Source organism: Candidatus Poriferisodalis sp. (assembly GCF_965204125.1).
Lineage (GTDB): Bacteria > Actinomycetota > Acidimicrobiia > Acidimicrobiales > Poriferisodalaceae > Poriferisodalis.
Genome location: NZ_OZ241968.1, coordinates 1,973,729 through 1,989,601 on the forward strand (window position 1 = coordinate 1,973,729; position 15,873 = coordinate 1,989,601).

Below are 15,873 nucleotides of genomic sequence, written 5' to 3' on the forward strand. Positions count from 1 at the left end.
CGCGTTTTGGACCGCTCGGCGTGCCGCGCCTGCGATTTTGGGGCGGCTCTCACGCACTCACGGGGCGGTTGATGCGCACCTGCTCGGCGCTGCGCCGGAGCGCGCGCCGAGGCACGACGATGCTTGCCGTCCTGGTGCTGATCGCGGCCGTGCTGGCACCTGCGGCGTCGGCGCAGACTCGGTCCATCGGCACGGTGGTCATCGCCAACGGCTGGAGTTCTGCCGACTCGGCCGTTGCATCGGCCCTCGCAGCCCTCGAGAGCGGCAGCCAATCCGACGCCGTGGTGCTCTATGCGAACTCGAGAGAGCTCACCGCCCGTACAGCAAGCTTCATCCGAGACCGCCAGCCGTCGGCGGTGATCCTGGTCGGCGGCACGGCTGCGCTGTCAACCGCAGTGCAAGATGAGGTGGTCGCACTGGTCGGCGGTGCTGCAGTCCGGCGGATCGAGGGCACCGACCGCTTCGATACGGCTGCGAAGGCGGTGCCGTCGAACGCCACCACATTCATCGTGGCGAACGGCTTCAGCGCCGCAGACACGGGCGTGGCGGCCGCCCTGGCGGCGACACGTCCCAACGCAGCAGTGCTGCTGGCCAACGCCGACGACCTCACGGAGCCGACCGAACGCATCATTCGCGAACAGCAGCCCTCGCAGGTCGAATTCGTCGGCGGCACGGTGGTGCTCGCAGCATCGCTCGCCGATCGTGTCCGGGAGCTCGCGCCCTCGGTGCAGAGCGTGCCGCGCCACAGCGGCGCGTCCCGCACCGATACCGCAGCAGCGGCCGCGCCCAACCTCTCCACCACCGTGGTGATCGCGAACGGGTGGAGTCCAGCAGACATGGGGGTCGCCGCTGCCTACGCGGCCATCACCACCGGCGGAGCAGTGCTGTACTCCCAGACGAGCGCGCTGACCGCTCCCACCGAGCGACGCATCGAGGAGCTGCGGCCGCGTGCGATCGTGCTGGTCGGCGGGAGCGCGGCGCTCGACACCAGCTTGCATGCCCGCCTGCGCACCCTCGCTCCGACGGCTGCTCTGCACAGGATCAGCGGGTCGGACCGCATCGACACTGCGGCCCGTGCCGCGGCAGGCACGCTGACGGCCATCGGCACCGATCCGCCGAGCGCACCGACGTCGCTCACGGCGACCACCAGGAATGCCGGTCTGGCAGTGTCGTGGAGGGCACCCACCAGCGCCGTCGGTGCAGCGGTCTCCGGCTACGTGGTGGAGTACCGCGCGTGCACCGCCACGCCGAGCACCTGCACGTCCGGTGCGAGCTGGGGCGGTTGGACCGCACATGCGCATTCGGGTACCGGCACCAGCACCACCATCACCGGTCTCGCCAACGGCACCGCATACCAAGTGCGGGTGCGGGCCCGCAATATCTTCGGGCTCGGCTCATGGTCGCAGATCGTGTCGGGCATACCGGAAGTGCAGACCGGACGGCCCTCGGTACCGGCCCGCCTGACCGTGGAGGCCGCGAACGAGCAGTTGAAGGTGACGTGGGCGCCGTCGACGCCCCCGAGCGGCGGGAGCGTCGACGGCTACGAGGTTCGATACCGGACGTGCGGTTCGAGCCTGACATGCGGCAGCTGGACGCCCCACAGCCATTCGGGCACCGGCACCACCACCACGATCACCAAGCTGAGCAACGGCGTCAAGCACGAGGTGCAGGTGCGCGCCCGCAGCGGCGGGAGCGAGAGCGACTGGTCGCCAACTCAGTCGGCAACACCTGAGGAGCTGCCGAGCTTCGAGCGTGCTCCCGACTTGACGGCGGGCGACCGGCAGATCCTCGTGCAATGGAACGAGCCCGGATACTCCGGGTCGGCCATCACCGACTACGACGTGCAGTACCGGGCCTGTACCGCGACGCCGAAGGACTGCTCTGACAGCGAGACCGAGGCCTGGGGCAGTTGGAGGGCGCGCGGCCACTCGGGTACCGGCAAGGTCTCGACGATCACGGGACTGACCAACGGCACCGCCTACGAGGTACAGGTGCGGGCTCGCAACGCCAACGGCGTGGGGCCGTGGTCGACAGCCGGGGAGGCGAAGCCGGTCTCGGTGCCGGCGAGGCCGAACACCCCGACTGTCGAACCGGGCCATCAATCGCTGGTGGTGACCTGGGTTGCGCCGGCCGACAACGGTCTCAGCATCACCGGCTATGACGTCGAGCACTGCACTGGCACCTGCGCCAGCAACTCAGAAGACTGGACTGACGTTCCAGCTCACTCGGGCACCGATCCAAGGCACGAGATCACCGGTCTCGTCAATGGCACGGCCTACAGGGTGCGCGTCCGGGCCATCAACGATCTCGGCGGCGCAGGCTTGGGCTTGGGCCCGTGGTCGTCGATCAGGTCGGCCACGCCGAAGGCCCTTCCCGACGCCCCCGACGCGCCGAGTCTCGTGGCCGGTGACCGCCAGATCGATGTTTCGTGGAATCCGGCAGAGCCGAATGGCACGACGATCAATCGCTACGACGTCCAGTACCGGGCGTGCACGGCGACGCCGAGAGACTGCAGCGCGAATCCTCGGTGGGGTGGATGGCAGACAAGAACCCTCACGGACCTCAGCGACCTCGCGCTGACGATCACGAACCTTACGAATGCCACCAAGTACGAGGTGCGAGTGAGGGCTCGCATTTCCACTGGCGTCGGGCCGTACTCGACGTCGGAAGAATCAACGCCGCTCGGCAAGCCGGCCAAGCCCGCGACGCCCACGCTGACCCCGGGCAACGAATCGCTCGTGGTGACATGGAAGGCACCGGCCGACAACGGTTCTGCCATCACCCGCTACGACGTCGCGCACTGCGTGAGCACCGCAGATTGCAGTCTCGACGGACAAGGTTGGTCGTCGCCAGGCACTGTCACGGAAAGCGGCGGAGACCCACCTGCGACCACCTACACGATCACCTCGTTGAACAACGGCACGACGTACAGGGTGCGCGTCCGGGCCGTGAACGGTGTCGGCGGCGCGGGCCAGGGCCTGGGCCCGTGGTCGTCATCTGCGTCGGGCACGCCGTCACTGCGACCTGACGCTCCCGCTGCGCCGAACATCAACCCGGGCGACCGGAAGTTCAGCCTCTCGTGGGGCGAGCCAGGCAGCAACGGGCTGGCGATCACCCAGTACATCCTTGGATTCCGGGCATGCACCGCAACGCCGAGAGACTGCACCGGCGCCACCCCGACGTGGGGGAACTGGGCTGAGCGGAGCTACGCGGCCAGCAGCACCGCTGCGACGATCACCGGGCTGACCAACGGGACGAAGTACGAGGCGCGGGTGAGAGCCCGTAACGCCAACGGCGTTGGGCCGTGGTCGGACTCTGTCGACACCATCCCATTGGCGGCTCCGTCGACACCCGCCGGGCTGACCCTGGAGCCCAGCAATACACAGCTGGTTGTGTCGTGGAGCGAGCCGGCATCGCACGGCGCGGACATCACCGGCTATCAGGTTGAGCACCGTGACTGCACGGCGACACGAAAGGACTGCACGTCGAGCCCGAAGTGGAACCAGCAATGGACGTCGGTAACCGTCGCCGCCGACACCACGACAACGACGATTAGCAGCCTGATGAACGACACCGCGTACCAAGTGCGGGTGCGGGCCACGAGCGGCACTGGCAATAGTGGTTGGTCGCAGATCAAGTCAGCCATCGTCGCTGCTGTACCCGACGCTCCGGCTACGCCGACACTGGCTGCCGATGATCGCCAGCTGCGCGTCAACTGGAGTGAGCCAGAGGATCATGACTCGACGATCGAGCACTACGAGGTGGCCTACCGGGCATGCGCCGCAACCAACTCCGTCACCACGGTCAAGACGTGTGACCCGAATCCGACTTGGGGGAACTGGCGGCTTCACGGCGATACCGGTGCCAGCCTGTCGAGGATCATCACGGGCCTGACCAATGGCACCGCGTACCAGGTGCGGGTGCGGGCCGAGAACGAGAAAGGCTGGGGGCCGTGGACTGCAACGCCGGCCGTCGGCACACCTGTGGGCGCGCCATCAGCACCCACTACGCCCAGGGTGACCACAGGCAACATGGCGTTGACGGTCAATTGGATCGTGCCGCGATCCAACGGTTCGACCATCGACGGCTATGACGTGCGCTACCGGGCCTGCACCGCGACCAACTCCGACATGAGGGTGCTGACTTGCGCCACGAATCCGACATGGGCCGCCACATGGGAGACGCACACCCATGCCGATGACAGCACCAGTACGACCATCGGAAGCCTGATCAACGGCACCGCGTACCAAGTACGGGTCCGTGCGACGACCGACGACAACCGTGAGAGTCCGTGGTCATCATCTGCCATGGGCATGCCGAGAGGCGCGCCCGATGCGCCGACGGTGACGCTGGCATCAGGTAATCGGCAGCTGATCGTGACGTGGCCCAAGCCGAATGCCCGGGGGTCGACGATCACGAGCTTCCAACTGCGGTACTGCGACAGCGGGGACACCGCGAACGACTGCACCAGTGACTACGACGACTGGACGACCAGGCCCGGAATCGGTTCGGGTTCGACGCGCTACACGATCTCTGGGCTCACCAACGACAACGAGCACCTCGTCGAGATGCGCACCATCAGCAGAGGCCATGGCGAGAGTGCCTGGACGAGCAGAGCAACTGCGACACCGGGCGCACCGAATCCTCCCTCGGCGCCTCGACTGACGGCTGGCAATGCAGAGATCACCGTGCGGTGGTCGGCGCCCGCCAAGAACCACTCGGACATCACCGCGTACGAAGTGGCGTACTGCAACGACACCGACGACGACTGCTCCGCTGTCGGCGGTACTGGTTGGCAGACGCCCGTGTCCCACAATGACTTTGAGGAATTGCGCACGGTGCTCTCGTCCCTGACGAATGGCAAGACCTACAAGGTTCGAGTCAGGGCCCTGAACACTCAGGGATCGGGCGCATGGTCGTCCATGGCCACGGCGAGGCCCACGTCGGCCTAGCGGGCCGCGCGAGCCAAGCGCCGCTCATTGGTGGGCTGCGCGGTGCAGATGATCTGACGGTTCGCTGACGCGCTGGTCACGTCACTGCTCCTGTATGGCACTATGTGTGAACAGCTATTGACGTACTGATACGGCTGGGCACATGACCGATCCCACCAGTGATGCCACGTTCTCGGCTCTGGCCGACCAGACGCGCCGGGCGATCTTGGGATTGATCGGCGAGCATGGCGAGCTGACGGTGGGGGAGATCGCCTCCCGGTTCGACGGCGTCGGCCGGACGGCGGTGTCGTCGCATCTGCGCATCCTGCGCCTTGCCGGGCTGATCACCGAGCGCCGTGACGGCCGCTACCGCCACTACTCGCTCACCTCGACGCCCGCAGACACGGTGGTGGCCTTTCTCGCCTCCGTGTACCAGAACTCGCTCGAGCAGTTGGCGGACGCGATGAACGAAGCGGTCGCTGGCGCCGGAAGCGGCGACGCTGGCCAGCGAGACGACGGGCTGAGCGCCTAAGGGCTTGCGATGGCTGAACTCGTTCTCAGCAGCGAGGTGCGGCTAGCGGCAGACCCGAGCGAGCTGTTCGCGCTGTTCGGATCCGGCGATCCAGCGCTGGGCTGGCTGTTCGGCTCCGAGGCCGAGGTGCTGGCGCCCGGTGCGCTGGTTCGGCTCGCCCTGCCCATCGGCGAGGGGTCACGGGTGCACGGCACGGCACGGGTGCTGAGCTGCAAACCCGTCCGACGGATTGACCTGGTGCACGAATCGCCCTGGTTCGGGCATGTTGCATGTCACCTCGATCCGCTGCGCAGCGGCGGCACCCGGTTGCGCATCCGAGTCAGCATCGACGACCGCGAGTTCATGCGCTTCGGGGCCGACCTGGGGCTGCTCTGCGGAGCCGACGCCGAGGGCTGGGAGATTCCGCTCGGATTGCTCGCCTCGCTGTCGGGGAGTGCGGGGATCCTCGGCCGCTCAACGGTCAACTGCGCGCAGCTAGCTGTGGAGGAAATCAACGCTGACGGCGGCGTGACAGGTCGAGACGTTCGACTCATGGTCACGGATGACGCCACCGATCCCGGCACCGGCGTGGTCGCGATGCGCCGTCTCTGCGGGGTGTCGGGCTTGGCCGCGGTGGTGGGTATGCATTCCTCGGCGACCTATTCGGCTACCTCGCCGATCGCTGTCGCCCAGGGCATCCCGTACCTCTACACGCCCACCAGCGAGGCGGTCCCCACCCATCCGCTGCTGATCCACTTCGGCGAGCGGCCGCTCGACCAGTTGCACCGAGCCCTCCCGCTCCTGGCCGAGGTGACCGGCGGGAGCCGCTGGTTCCTCGCCGGCAACGACTACTCGTGGCCCCGCGCGGTCGGCACGGCCGCGCGGGCGGTCATCGAGCGCATGGGCGGCACGGTCAGCGGCGAGGGCTACGTACCGCTGGGAACCGAGGACTTCACGCCGGTGATCTCGGCCATCGGCGAACACGGCACTGACCATGTCGTGTCGAGCTTCGTCGGGCAGGACCACGTCCGCTTCGAGAGCGAGTTCTCGTCGTCGGGGCTTCGCTCGACCACCCGTACGTTCGCACCGCTCATGGATGACGCCGTGGTGGAGCATCTCGGCGATTCGGCTGCGGGCATCTGGAACGCTCTCGGCTACTTCGTCGGCATGGATTCCGCAGAGAATCGGGAGTTCCTGCGGCGCTATGCAGACCGGTTCGGCGAGTGCGCCCCTCCGGTGTCTGCAGCAGCGGAAGGCGTGTACGAGGCAGTGCACACCTGGGCGGCCGCCTGCAGGTCGGGCGGGGGCACCGATCCCTCGTCGCTGCTGAACGGCTTGCGTACCAGCACCTACCGCGGCCCGCGCCGCTGCGGCAGAGGCGGCTCGCTGGAGTCGCTGCTGCTGGGGGAGGCGACGCCGGCGGGGGTCCGGGTGATCGACGAGCTTCCCGTCGCAGCGCCCGCCTGATTCTCAGGCTTCTGGCTGAACCCGCCGCGTCGGCGCCGGGGCCGTCCGCTCGTGTATCTCCGCGCTTGACCCGGGCCGTTTGACGGGACAATATGTCAACATCTACTCACATATTGGGGGAGGTTGACGCCGTGGGGAGCACACTGAAACCACGGACGCGGTCCCGTTCTCGAACCGCAGCAATCATGATGGCGCTGCTGCTGGGGATGGCAGCGGCGTGCGCGACGAGCGACGATGAGCCCGCAGTCGCTGAACCGGCGGCGACCGAGGCCGAGGCGGCGCCTGCCCCTGCCGACGAGCCAGCCGACGACAGCGACGCAGCGCCCGAACCCACCGAAGCACCTGCGACCACCGCGCCGGACGAGCCCGCCGAGCCGTCGGGGGAGCCGGTGCGCATCGGGATCCTGTTCTCCAACAGCGGTCCCGCTGGCATCTTCGGCCAGCCCACGGCCAACATCGCAGAGTTCATCGAAGAGGACATCAATGTCGCTGGCGGCATCAACGGCCGACCGGTCGAGACGTTCCTCGCCGACGACGCCACCGATCCCGCCGTCGGGCGCCAGGCAATGGAGCAGCTCATCGAATCGGACGGCGTCGACGTGGTGCTCGGCACCCATTCCAGCGCGACACGTGAAGCCGCCAAGCCGCTCGCCGAGGATGCCGGCGTGCTGTACATCTACGCAGCCCTCTACGAGGGCGGCGAGTGCTCGCCAGTGATGTTCAACACGGGCGAGGTGCCCAGCCAGCAGCTCGCACCGGTCATCCCGTGGATGATGGACGAGACCGGCGGCAACACCTGGTTCCTGCTCGGCAACGACTACGTGTGGCCTCGGCGGAGCTTCGAGCTTGCCCGGCAGTACATCGAAGCCGCAGGCGGCGAAGTGGTGGGCGAGGAATACGTCCCGCTCGGCACCCAGGACTTCTCCTCTGTCGCCCAGCAGATCGCAGGCTCGGGCGCAGACCTGATCTTCCCGGCGCTCGTCGGCGGCGACGCCATCGCCTTCGAGACCCAGGCGGTCGACTTCGGCATCGGCCAAAGCGCCATCCCGCGGCTCGCGAACATCTATGAGGAGAACGTGCTCGGAGCGATGGGACCGTCGGTCACCGCCGGCATGCGGGTCACGCTGGGCTACTTCAAGGAAGTGGACAACCCTGCCAACAACGCATTCGTGGCTCGCTACTTCGAGCAGTTCGGGGCTGACGCGCCGCCGCACATGACCTTCAGCTCGCACATCTATGACGCCGCGTTGCTGTATGCGGCCGCGGCGAACGCTGCGGGCAGCACCGACACGGCGGCTGTCGCAGCGGCCCTCGAAGGACTGTCGCTCTCGACGCCGACTGGCGACATCACCGTCTCCGGCAGCCGTCACCTCGCGCAGCCGATCTATGTGGCGGAGATCCAGTCCGACGGCTCACAGCTCATCGTCCAGTCGTTCCCGGCGGTGGAGCCTGACGAGACCTGCAGTCCCGAGTGAACGCGCACATCATGAGCCTTCCCGCGGAGCCGCCTGTTGCTTCCCGCTCTTGTTCGCTTCGCTCACGGGCCGCTCGGGCCCGGGCGGCTCAGCCTCGTAGCTCAGTCCCTTGGATGCGCTGACGCTCGAACTGCTCAACGGGCTGAGTCTGTTCGCGACGCTTGCGATCGTCGCGCTCGGCCTCGGCATTGTGTTCGGGCTGATGGGGATCATCAACCTCGCCCACGGCGAGTTCGTGATGATCGGGGCGTACGTCGCCTACGTCACTCACGCCAACGGGCTCAGCCACTGGCTGTCGCTGCCGCTGGCCGCAGTCGTGCTGTTCGTGCTGGGCGCCTGCATCGAGGTTGGGTTGATCCGACGCATCCATCGCCGGCCGGAGGTGACGATCCTGGCCACGTTCGGCCTGTCGATCTGTCTGCGGCAGGCCGTCGAGCTGATCTTCACCAAGGACTTCCGCGGCGTTCCCAACCCGGTGCCCGGCGCGACCCGGGCATTCGGCGTGCTCTTTCCGACATATCGCTACGTGCTGATCGGCATCGCCGTCGTCGTGGTGGTGGTGACACTGCTCGCGTTCACCCGGTCACGCTTCGGATTGACCGTCCGGGCGATCGTCGCCGACCGCGACCTCGCGGATGCCTGCGGCGTGCGCACCGGCATCGCCAACTTCTGTGCATTCGGCATCGGCGCGGCGACTGCCGGGGTCGCGGGTGCTCTGGTCGCTCCGCTGGGTGCGATCGAGCCCCAGGCCGGGCTCGCCTACCTGCCCGGGGCGTTCCTGGTGGTGATCGTCGGCGGCTTCAACCGGCTGTGGGGCGTGATCGCAGGAGCGCTGGTGGTGGCGGCGGTGCAGACCGGTGTCATCCACTTCTACGACGCCGTCTGGGCGCAGATCGCCTCGCTTGCTCTCGCGGTGCTGATGCTGCAGCTTCGCCGGGTGCCCGTCGAGGGGGCCGCGGCATGAGGCGCGCACTCGCCCTCGGCGCGGCCTGTGCAGTCGTGGCAGCGGCATTCAGCGGCGCATTCGGCGGCTACCGCTCGGGACAGCTCTCGCTGTTCCTGGTATTCGCCGCGCTCGCCGTCAGCCTCGATTTCGTGTGGGGCTACTCCGGCATCCTCTCGCTGGGCCAGCTGCTGCCCTTCGGCATCGCTGCGTACACGTCGGCGAAGGTCGCCGCCGCGGCGCCGTCGCTGAGCGTGCCGATGCTTGTCGGCTCCGCTGCGGTGGGCGCCGGTGTCGCCGCGGCCCTCGGCGTGGCGATGCTGCGACGCCGGCCGTCCGCGGTCGTGGTGGGCCTGCTCACGCTGGTGCTGTCGCTCACGCTGGAGCAGCTCGCCGAGCAGTGGCGAGACCTCACGGGAGGCTTCAACGGGCTGACCGGCGTCCCCCGCCTCGGCGCCTTCGGGATCGAACTCTCCGATACAGCGCAGGATGTCGCGATCAGTGTGCTGGCCATCGTTGCGATCACCGTGGTCGGCACGCTGCTCACGCGACCGATCGGCGCGGTGCTGATCGGCATCCGTTCCAACGAGCGCCGCATGGAGGCGCTGGGCTACAAGACCGTCCAGATCAAGATCTGGGCGTTCACCGTGGGCGGCGCGCTCGCGGGCTTCGCCGGTGCGCTGTACGTGCACCGCACAAGCTTCGTGTCGCCGCAGATCTTCGGGTTCTCGCTGGCCACCAGCGTGGTGCTGTGGACACTGGTCGGCGGGCGGGGAACCATCGTGGGCCCAGTCATCGGTGCGATGGCGATCAACTTTGCTTCCGCGACGCTGGCCGACGTCTGGCTGCAGTACTGGACGCTCGCCACCGGCCTGATCTTCGTGGCCGTCGTGGTGGTGATGCCCCATGGGCTGGTCCCCAGCGCCCAGCGGTTGGCAGGCCGGCCGGCCCGCCGCCGCCAGCAGCCGACGCTGCGGCCCGCTGCCACCGACGGTGACGCGACGTCGGGCCCAGGCGCAGGCACGCAGGCGCCGTCGGCTGCCGCTGCGGCAGTCTTCGAAGCCCGGGAAGTGCACAAGAGCTTCGGCTTCTTCCGGTTGCTCGATGGCGTCACGCTCACCATGGATGACGCTGAGCTCCGCTGCCTCATCGGGCCGAACGGCGCGGGCAAGTCCACGCTGCTCGACATCCTGTCGGGCCAGCAGGGCTGCCAGTCTGGGCGGGTGCTGGTGCTCGGCGCCGAGCACACGGGCCGCCAAGCCTGGGAGTTCGCGAGACACGGGGTGAGTCGCAAGTTCCAGTCGCCCCAGCTCATCGACGACCTGTCTGTGGCTACGAACGTGGCCATCGCAGCCTGGGGGACTCGTTCGTCGCCCTGGAACCTGATCCGTCGCCCCTGGGCTACGGCGGTGCCGCGGCCTGCGCTGGAAGTGCTCGAACGCACGCAGCTCGGCGAGCGGCTCGACATGCGGGCGGGCGATCTCTCCCACGGAGACAAGCAGTGGCTGGAGATCGCGATGGCGGTGGCAGGGGACTGCGGGCTGCTGCTGCTCGACGAGCCGACCGCTGGCATGACGGTTGCCGAGAGCCTCGAAGCGGCCGCGCTGCTGCGTGAGCTCCACCGTTCTCATCGGCTGCCGATCGTGATCGTGGAGCACGACATGGCGTTCATCCGCGCCGTGGCCGATCGCGTCACGGTGCTCGCGCGCGGCGAGGTCATTGCCGACGGCACTGTCGCCGAGGTCGAGAGCGACCCTGATGTGCAGGCGATCTACGCGGGGGTCGACAGCTGATGCGGTTCGAAGCGCACGGGCTGCGCTCGGGCTACGGCAGCGTGCCGGTGCTGCACGGCATCAGCTTCGGTGTCGCCCAAGGGGAGATCGTGGCGCTGGTCGGACGCAACGGCGCCGGCAAGACGACTCTGGTCCGCACGATGATCGGCTTGCTGAGGGCGACCGGCGGGCAGATCAGGCTCGATGGCGCCGACATCACGCGGGTGCCGCCCTCTCGCCGTGTTCGGGCCGGGCTGCGAGCTGCTTTCCAGGAGCGCTCGCTGTTCAGCCAGCTCTCGGTGGGCGACAACCTGCGGCTGAGCGGGCATCCGGCGGCCGAGCACGGCCGCGTGCTGGCAATGTTCGGCGAGTCGTTGGCGGGACGCGAGGCTCAGCGAGCGGGCACCCTCTCGGGTGGCGAGCAGAAGATGCTCGCGGCGGCGTCGGCGCTCGCTTCGACTGCGTCCATCCTGCTGATGGACGAGCCGACTGAGGGCTTGCAGCCCTCGAATGTCGAGTTGCTCAGCGACGCCCTCGCGGTGGCGAGGCAGGAGGGCCGCGGCGTGCTGCTGGTGGAGCAGCACCTGGCGCTGGCGCTGCGGCTGGCCGACCGGTTCATCGTGCTCGAGAAGGGCGAGATCGTCGACACAGGCACTGCCGGCGAGGCCGGTCTGGCGGACCGACTGTCGGGCCGCCTCGCCCTATGAGGTCAACCCAGCGAGACCGAACCAGCCTGATCAGCCCAAACACATCAGTCATGCGACAACAGACGACCAAGTACAAAGGACGGCAACCATGACCGAACCGACCCAGATGAGCCTCGCCGCGGCAGCGCAGGCCATCAGAGCCCGAGATCTGAGTGCGGTCGAGTTGCTCGACGCCTGCCTCGCGAGCATCGAGCGGACGGAGTCCACGGTCAACGCATTTGCCTCGATCGGGGCTGATGCTGCGCGTGCGGTGGCCCAACAGCTCGACGGCGGAGGGATCGCCGGCCCGCTGCACGGCGTGCCCATCGCCCTCAAGGACCTGTTCTTCACCGAAGGCGTTCCGACAGAGGCGAATTGCGAAGCCCTGCGGGGATTCGTGCCAGACCACGACGCCACGGTCGTGCATCGCCTACGTCAGGCCGGTGCCGTGATCGTCGGCAAGACCAACACGCACGAGTTGGCGTTCGGCGTTTCCTGCCCGGCGTCGCACAACCCCTGGGATCCGCAGCGTTCGACCGGCGGTTCCTCGGGAGGCAGCGCAGCGAGCCTCGCCGCCCGGCAGGTGTTCGGTGCGCTCGGCACCGATACCGGCGGTTCGGTACGCATCCCCTCGAATTGCTGCGGCACGACAGGGATCAAGACGACGCGCGGCGTCGTGCCCCGACACGGGTTGCACCTGCTCTCATGGACCTACGACACGGTCGGCCCGATGGGGCGTACCGCTGAGGATTGCCGGATCCTGCTGGACGTCATCGCAGGCCATTCGCCCGATGACCCGTTCTCGTCCAAGACGCCGCTGAGCGACGCCGCGGACCCGGGCGAACTCACCCTCGGCGTGCCGAGCGACAGCTTCTTCGACGGGATCGACGTCGATCCTCACGTCGGTGCGGTGATGGACGCAGCAGTCGACGTGCTCCGCACGATCGTGGCCGACATCAGCTCAGTGCAGGTGCCCAACAGCGCCGAGCACATGCCGGCGGGCGTCACGATCGTCTTCGCCGAGTCGGCGGCGTTGCTCGAAGAGCTGCGCACCGACCACACCGACCTGGTCGGCGAGGAGGTTCGGGGCATTCTCGAAGCGGGTGCTGCGATCTCCGGAGCAGAGCTTGCGTCAGCGCAGGCACAGCGGGTGACGTTCGAGCGGGCGTGCATGGACGTGTTCGACGAGCAGGGCGTCGACCTGATCATCGCCCCGGTCAACCCCAATCAGGTGCTGCCCCATGGCGCGGTCGAGCTCGACGGGGTGCCGCTCATTCCCGCAACAACCCAGTTCACCTTCCCGGTCAACGGGGCCGGGCTGCCCGCCATCGCCCTGCCGGGCGGTTTCGCTCCCGACGGTCTGCCCATCGGCTTCCAGCTCATCGGCAGGCCGTACGCCGAGCGGACGCTTGCTGCGGTGGGCGAGGCCTTCCAGCGGGTCACCGATCATCATGCCCACGCACCGCCGGTGTGACACAGCGCTCTATGTGCGACGCGGGGTCCAGGGCGCGGTCAACCCTGCACAGCGCAGGCGTAGCATTCGCACTGTCCCCCGTGACAGTGAGGTGATCATGCGCAGCTGGGACTCGATGGACGACTTCGAGGCCTTTCTGGATGACGGCGGGCTGGTGGAGCCCGACGACGACATGCCAGACGCATACCGCGAGGCGGTGTTTCGGTTCATCGAGCTGCACGCCAACAGCGAGTACATGGGCGGCCTGACCGAACGCGACTGGATCGCCAAGGCGCCGGGGCTGACGAACAAGCTGACTGCGTTGGCCAAGACCCAGGATGAGATCGGCCACGCGCACCTGCTGTACATGGTGGCGGCCGACATGGGCGTCAAGACCCGTGACGAGATGACCGCCGACCTGCTTGCGGGGCGCACCACGTTTCACAACGTGTTCCATTACCGGGCGTACTCGTGGGGCGATCAGATCGCCATTGCGTACCTGGTCGATGCGGCGGCGCTCGCCAGCCAGCAGGCCGTCTTCAAGAACTGCAGCTACGGGCCCTACAAGCGCATCCTGCGGCGGATCATCGCCGAGGAGGGCTTCCACATGCGCAACGGCGAGGAGCTGTTGCTGAAGATGGCCAAAGGCACCGCGCAGCAGCACGAGATGATGCAGGAAGGCATCGACCGCTGGTGGTGGCCATCAGTGCAGCTGTTCGGGCCCGACACGAGGCCCGACGACGTGCTGCTGCGCTGGCACATCAAGTCTGAGCGCAACGAGGATCTGCGGGACCGGTTTGTGCAGAAGATGGTGCCGCAGCTGACCGCCGCGGGCTTCACCATTCCCGACCCGGACTTGCACCAGGACTCCGAAACCGGTCGTTGGGTCAGCGGGAAGATCGACTGGGATGCGCTGAAGGCAGCCATCGCCGGCCGTGGGCCCGACAGTGCTCGCCGCTTGAACGATGCGCGCCTCGCTTGGGATGGGGCAGCGTGGGTACGTTCCGCGCTGGACGAGGCCGCGGCGGTGCCCGCATGAGCCGAGCGGTTCTCGCTGGCGTCGTCGCGGCTGTGCGCCGATCGGTGTCGCAGGTGTGCGACCCGGAATACCCGGAGGTGACCATCGCGGAGTTGGGGATCCTCGAACGAGTCAGCAGCAGCGACGGCGGCTCGACCGTTCGGATCGAGCTCGTGCCGACCATGCTGGGCTGCCCCGCACTTGATGTCATCGCCCGGGATGTCACCGATGCTGCGCGAACGGCGTGTGCCGGTGCCGACGTCTCGATCGAAGTGACCTTCGTCGACGACCCCGTGTGGACGCCGGATCGGATCGCGCCTTCGGCGGTGGGCTTCCTGGCTCGGGAGTATTCAGTGGCAGTGCGAAGCCGGTCGGCGACCGCGAGCTGCCCTATCTGCGGCAACGATGCCCTGGAGCACCGGTCAGACTTCGGGCCCACGCCGTGCCGCAGCGTGGAATGGTGCCCGAGCTGCCGCAACCCGATCGAGGTCGTCGGCAGGGTTGATATGCCGGCTTTGGCATGAAGACCTACGAGGTGTTCCTCAAGCGTCCCGGCAAGGATCCGTTCATCCATGTCGGCGCGCTCGAAGCGCCCGACGACGATCTGGCCCTCAGCTTCGCCCGCGACTGCTACACCCGGCGCTCTGAGGGAGACCAGATGTGGGTGGTGGCCCGCGAGGATCTGCTGGTCGCCGACCCTGTCGAGCTCGAGATGGCAGACCGACCTCACCGCCACAATGACGGAGCGCTGTTGCGGGATCTGCGGCAGGCCGGAGACCAGTCAGCCTCATGACCGACTCGGCCCCGGCAAGCACGCACGGCGCGCGCGAGATGGTGCTGGCGCTCGCCGATGACGAGCTGTGCATCGGCCAGAACCTGGCGTGGTGGATCGCTGTCGGCCCGTTCCTCGAGGAGGATCTGGCACTCACGTCGATCAGCCAGGACGAGCTGGGTCATGCTCGGGCGCTGTACGGGCTGCTCGGCGACGACGTCGACGCGCTGGCCTATGGACGCCAGGCGCACGAGTACCGCAGCGCGCACCTCACCGAGCTGCCGTGCCGCGACTGGGGCGAAACCCTGGTCCGGCACTTCCTGTACGACACCGCCGAGACCGTCCGCTGGGCAGCGCTGGCCGACTCCTCGTGGGAAGCCCTCGGCGCGGTTGCGCGTCGCGCCCTGGCCGAAGAACGATCGCACCTGCGCCACGCGACTGGGTTGCTGTCACGGCTGCTGCGCACCGAGGCAGGTCGTTCGCAGCTGCTCCCGCTGTTCGATCAATTCACGCCGCTGGCGTGCGAGCTGTTCGAGCTGCCGCCCGGCTGCGCTGCTGATGACCTCGTTGCTGCGGGCATCATGGCTCGTCCCTTGAGCGACCAGCGTGCCGAATGGCAGGAAGCGGTCGACGAGGCTGTGGCGAGCGCCGGATACCAGCCACAGTGGCCCGCTGGCAGCGCCAACGCAGCATCGGCGAACGGCCGCGCAGGTCGGCGCTCGGCGCACTTTGCGGCGCTGCACGCCGAAATGGTCGAAGTGCTCTCCATCGACCCGACGGCGGTCTGGTAGCTCCACGCCCATCGGTTCGGCGGCGCCGGCGAAGCCCGGGGCGTGGCGGGCGCA

General features: G+C 68.0%; 12 protein-coding genes. All 12 read left to right on the forward strand.

All coding sequences use genetic code 11. The features are described from left to right. The first annotated feature begins 119 nt into the window (after positions 1-119). The 12 genes from ACOGXD_RS09275 (at position 120) to paaC (ending at position 15,819) form a co-directional block, all read left to right on the forward strand. A complete protein-coding gene (locus tag ACOGXD_RS09275) occupies positions 120-4,952 on the forward strand; it encodes a fibronectin type III domain-containing protein (RefSeq protein WP_419914434.1) in 4,833 nt (1,610 codons plus the stop codon). A gap of 142 nt (positions 4,953-5,094) precedes the next feature. Further along, the gene (locus tag ACOGXD_RS09280) at positions 5,095-5,463 is read left to right on the forward strand and encodes an ArsR/SmtB family transcription factor (RefSeq protein ID WP_419914436.1); all 369 of its coding nucleotides are present in this window, start codon (positions 5,095-5,097) and stop codon (positions 5,461-5,463) included. Between the two features lie 9 nt (positions 5,464-5,472). Continuing rightward, on the forward strand, positions 5,473-6,909 hold the full coding sequence (locus ACOGXD_RS09285; protein ID WP_419914438.1) for an ABC transporter substrate-binding protein: 1,437 nt from the start codon (positions 5,473-5,475) through the stop codon (positions 6,907-6,909). A gap of 185 nt (positions 6,910-7,094) precedes the next feature. Further along, entirely contained in the window at positions 7,095-8,384 is a 1,290-nt protein-coding gene (locus ACOGXD_RS09290) for a substrate-binding protein (protein ID WP_419914440.1), read from the forward strand. Positions 8,385-8,493: 109 nt separating this feature from the next. Beyond that, entirely contained in the window at positions 8,494-9,348 is an 855-nt protein-coding gene (locus ACOGXD_RS09295; protein WP_419914442.1) for a branched-chain amino acid ABC transporter permease, read from the forward strand. Further along, on the forward strand, positions 9,345-11,120 hold the full coding sequence (locus ACOGXD_RS09300) for an ABC transporter permease subunit (RefSeq protein WP_419914444.1): 1,776 nt from the start codon (positions 9,345-9,347) through the stop codon (positions 11,118-11,120). Before ACOGXD_RS09295 ends, ACOGXD_RS09300 begins: the two co-directional genes overlap by 4 nt. Further along, positions 11,120-11,806 (forward strand): ATP-binding cassette domain-containing protein, encoded by a 687-nt coding sequence (locus ACOGXD_RS09305; RefSeq protein WP_419914446.1) that lies wholly within the window; start codon positions 11,120-11,122, stop codon positions 11,804-11,806. The genes ACOGXD_RS09300 and ACOGXD_RS09305 overlap by 1 nt, the downstream gene beginning before the upstream one ends. Before the next feature lie 88 nt (positions 11,807-11,894). Further along, a complete protein-coding gene (locus tag ACOGXD_RS09310; protein WP_419914448.1) occupies positions 11,895-13,259 on the forward strand; it encodes an amidase in 1,365 nt (454 codons plus the stop codon). A 97-nt stretch (positions 13,260-13,356) separates the two neighbouring features. Continuing rightward, on the forward strand, positions 13,357-14,277 hold the full coding sequence (gene paaA, locus ACOGXD_RS09315; protein ID WP_419914450.1) for a 1,2-phenylacetyl-CoA epoxidase subunit PaaA: 921 nt from the start codon (positions 13,357-13,359) through the stop codon (positions 14,275-14,277). Then, positions 14,274-14,780 (forward strand): iron-sulfur cluster assembly protein, encoded by a 507-nt coding sequence (locus ACOGXD_RS09320; RefSeq protein ID WP_419914452.1) that lies wholly within the window; start codon positions 14,274-14,276, stop codon positions 14,778-14,780. Before paaA ends, ACOGXD_RS09320 begins: the two co-directional genes overlap by 4 nt. Further along, entirely contained in the window at positions 14,777-15,049 is a 273-nt protein-coding gene (locus tag ACOGXD_RS09325) for a 1,2-phenylacetyl-CoA epoxidase subunit B (protein ID WP_419914454.1), read from the forward strand. Before ACOGXD_RS09320 ends, ACOGXD_RS09325 begins: the two co-directional genes overlap by 4 nt. Next, positions 15,046-15,819, forward strand: coding sequence for a 1,2-phenylacetyl-CoA epoxidase subunit PaaC (gene paaC / locus ACOGXD_RS09330; protein WP_419914456.1), 774 nt, complete (start codon positions 15,046-15,048; stop codon positions 15,817-15,819). The genes ACOGXD_RS09325 and paaC overlap by 4 nt, the downstream gene beginning before the upstream one ends. Positions 15,820-15,873: the final 54 nt, after the last annotated feature.

Coding starts and splice junctions, on each gene's coding strand:
- ACOGXD_RS09275 (WP_419914434.1), top strand. CDS start 120: ATGCTTGCCGTCCTGGTGCTGATCGCGGCCGTGCTGGCACCTGCGGCG.
- ACOGXD_RS09280 (WP_419914436.1), top strand. CDS start 5,095: ATGACCGATCCCACCAGTGATGCCACGTTCTCGGCTCTGGCCGACCAG.
- ACOGXD_RS09285 (WP_419914438.1), top strand. CDS start 5,473: ATGGCTGAACTCGTTCTCAGCAGCGAGGTGCGGCTAGCGGCAGACCCG.
- ACOGXD_RS09290 (WP_419914440.1), top strand. CDS start 7,095: ATGATGGCGCTGCTGCTGGGGATGGCAGCGGCGTGCGCGACGAGCGAC.
- ACOGXD_RS09300 (WP_419914444.1), top strand. CDS start 9,345: ATGAGGCGCGCACTCGCCCTCGGCGCGGCCTGTGCAGTCGTGGCAGCG.
- ACOGXD_RS09305 (WP_419914446.1), top strand. CDS start 11,120: ATGCGGTTCGAAGCGCACGGGCTGCGCTCGGGCTACGGCAGCGTGCCG.
- ACOGXD_RS09310 (WP_419914448.1), top strand. CDS start 11,895: ATGACCGAACCGACCCAGATGAGCCTCGCCGCGGCAGCGCAGGCCATC.
- paaA (WP_419914450.1), top strand. CDS start 13,357: ATGCGCAGCTGGGACTCGATGGACGACTTCGAGGCCTTTCTGGATGAC.
- ACOGXD_RS09320 (WP_419914452.1), top strand. CDS start 14,274: ATGAGCCGAGCGGTTCTCGCTGGCGTCGTCGCGGCTGTGCGCCGATCG.
- ACOGXD_RS09325 (WP_419914454.1), top strand. CDS start 14,777: ATGAAGACCTACGAGGTGTTCCTCAAGCGTCCCGGCAAGGATCCGTTC.
- paaC (WP_419914456.1), top strand. CDS start 15,046: ATGACCGACTCGGCCCCGGCAAGCACGCACGGCGCGCGCGAGATGGTG.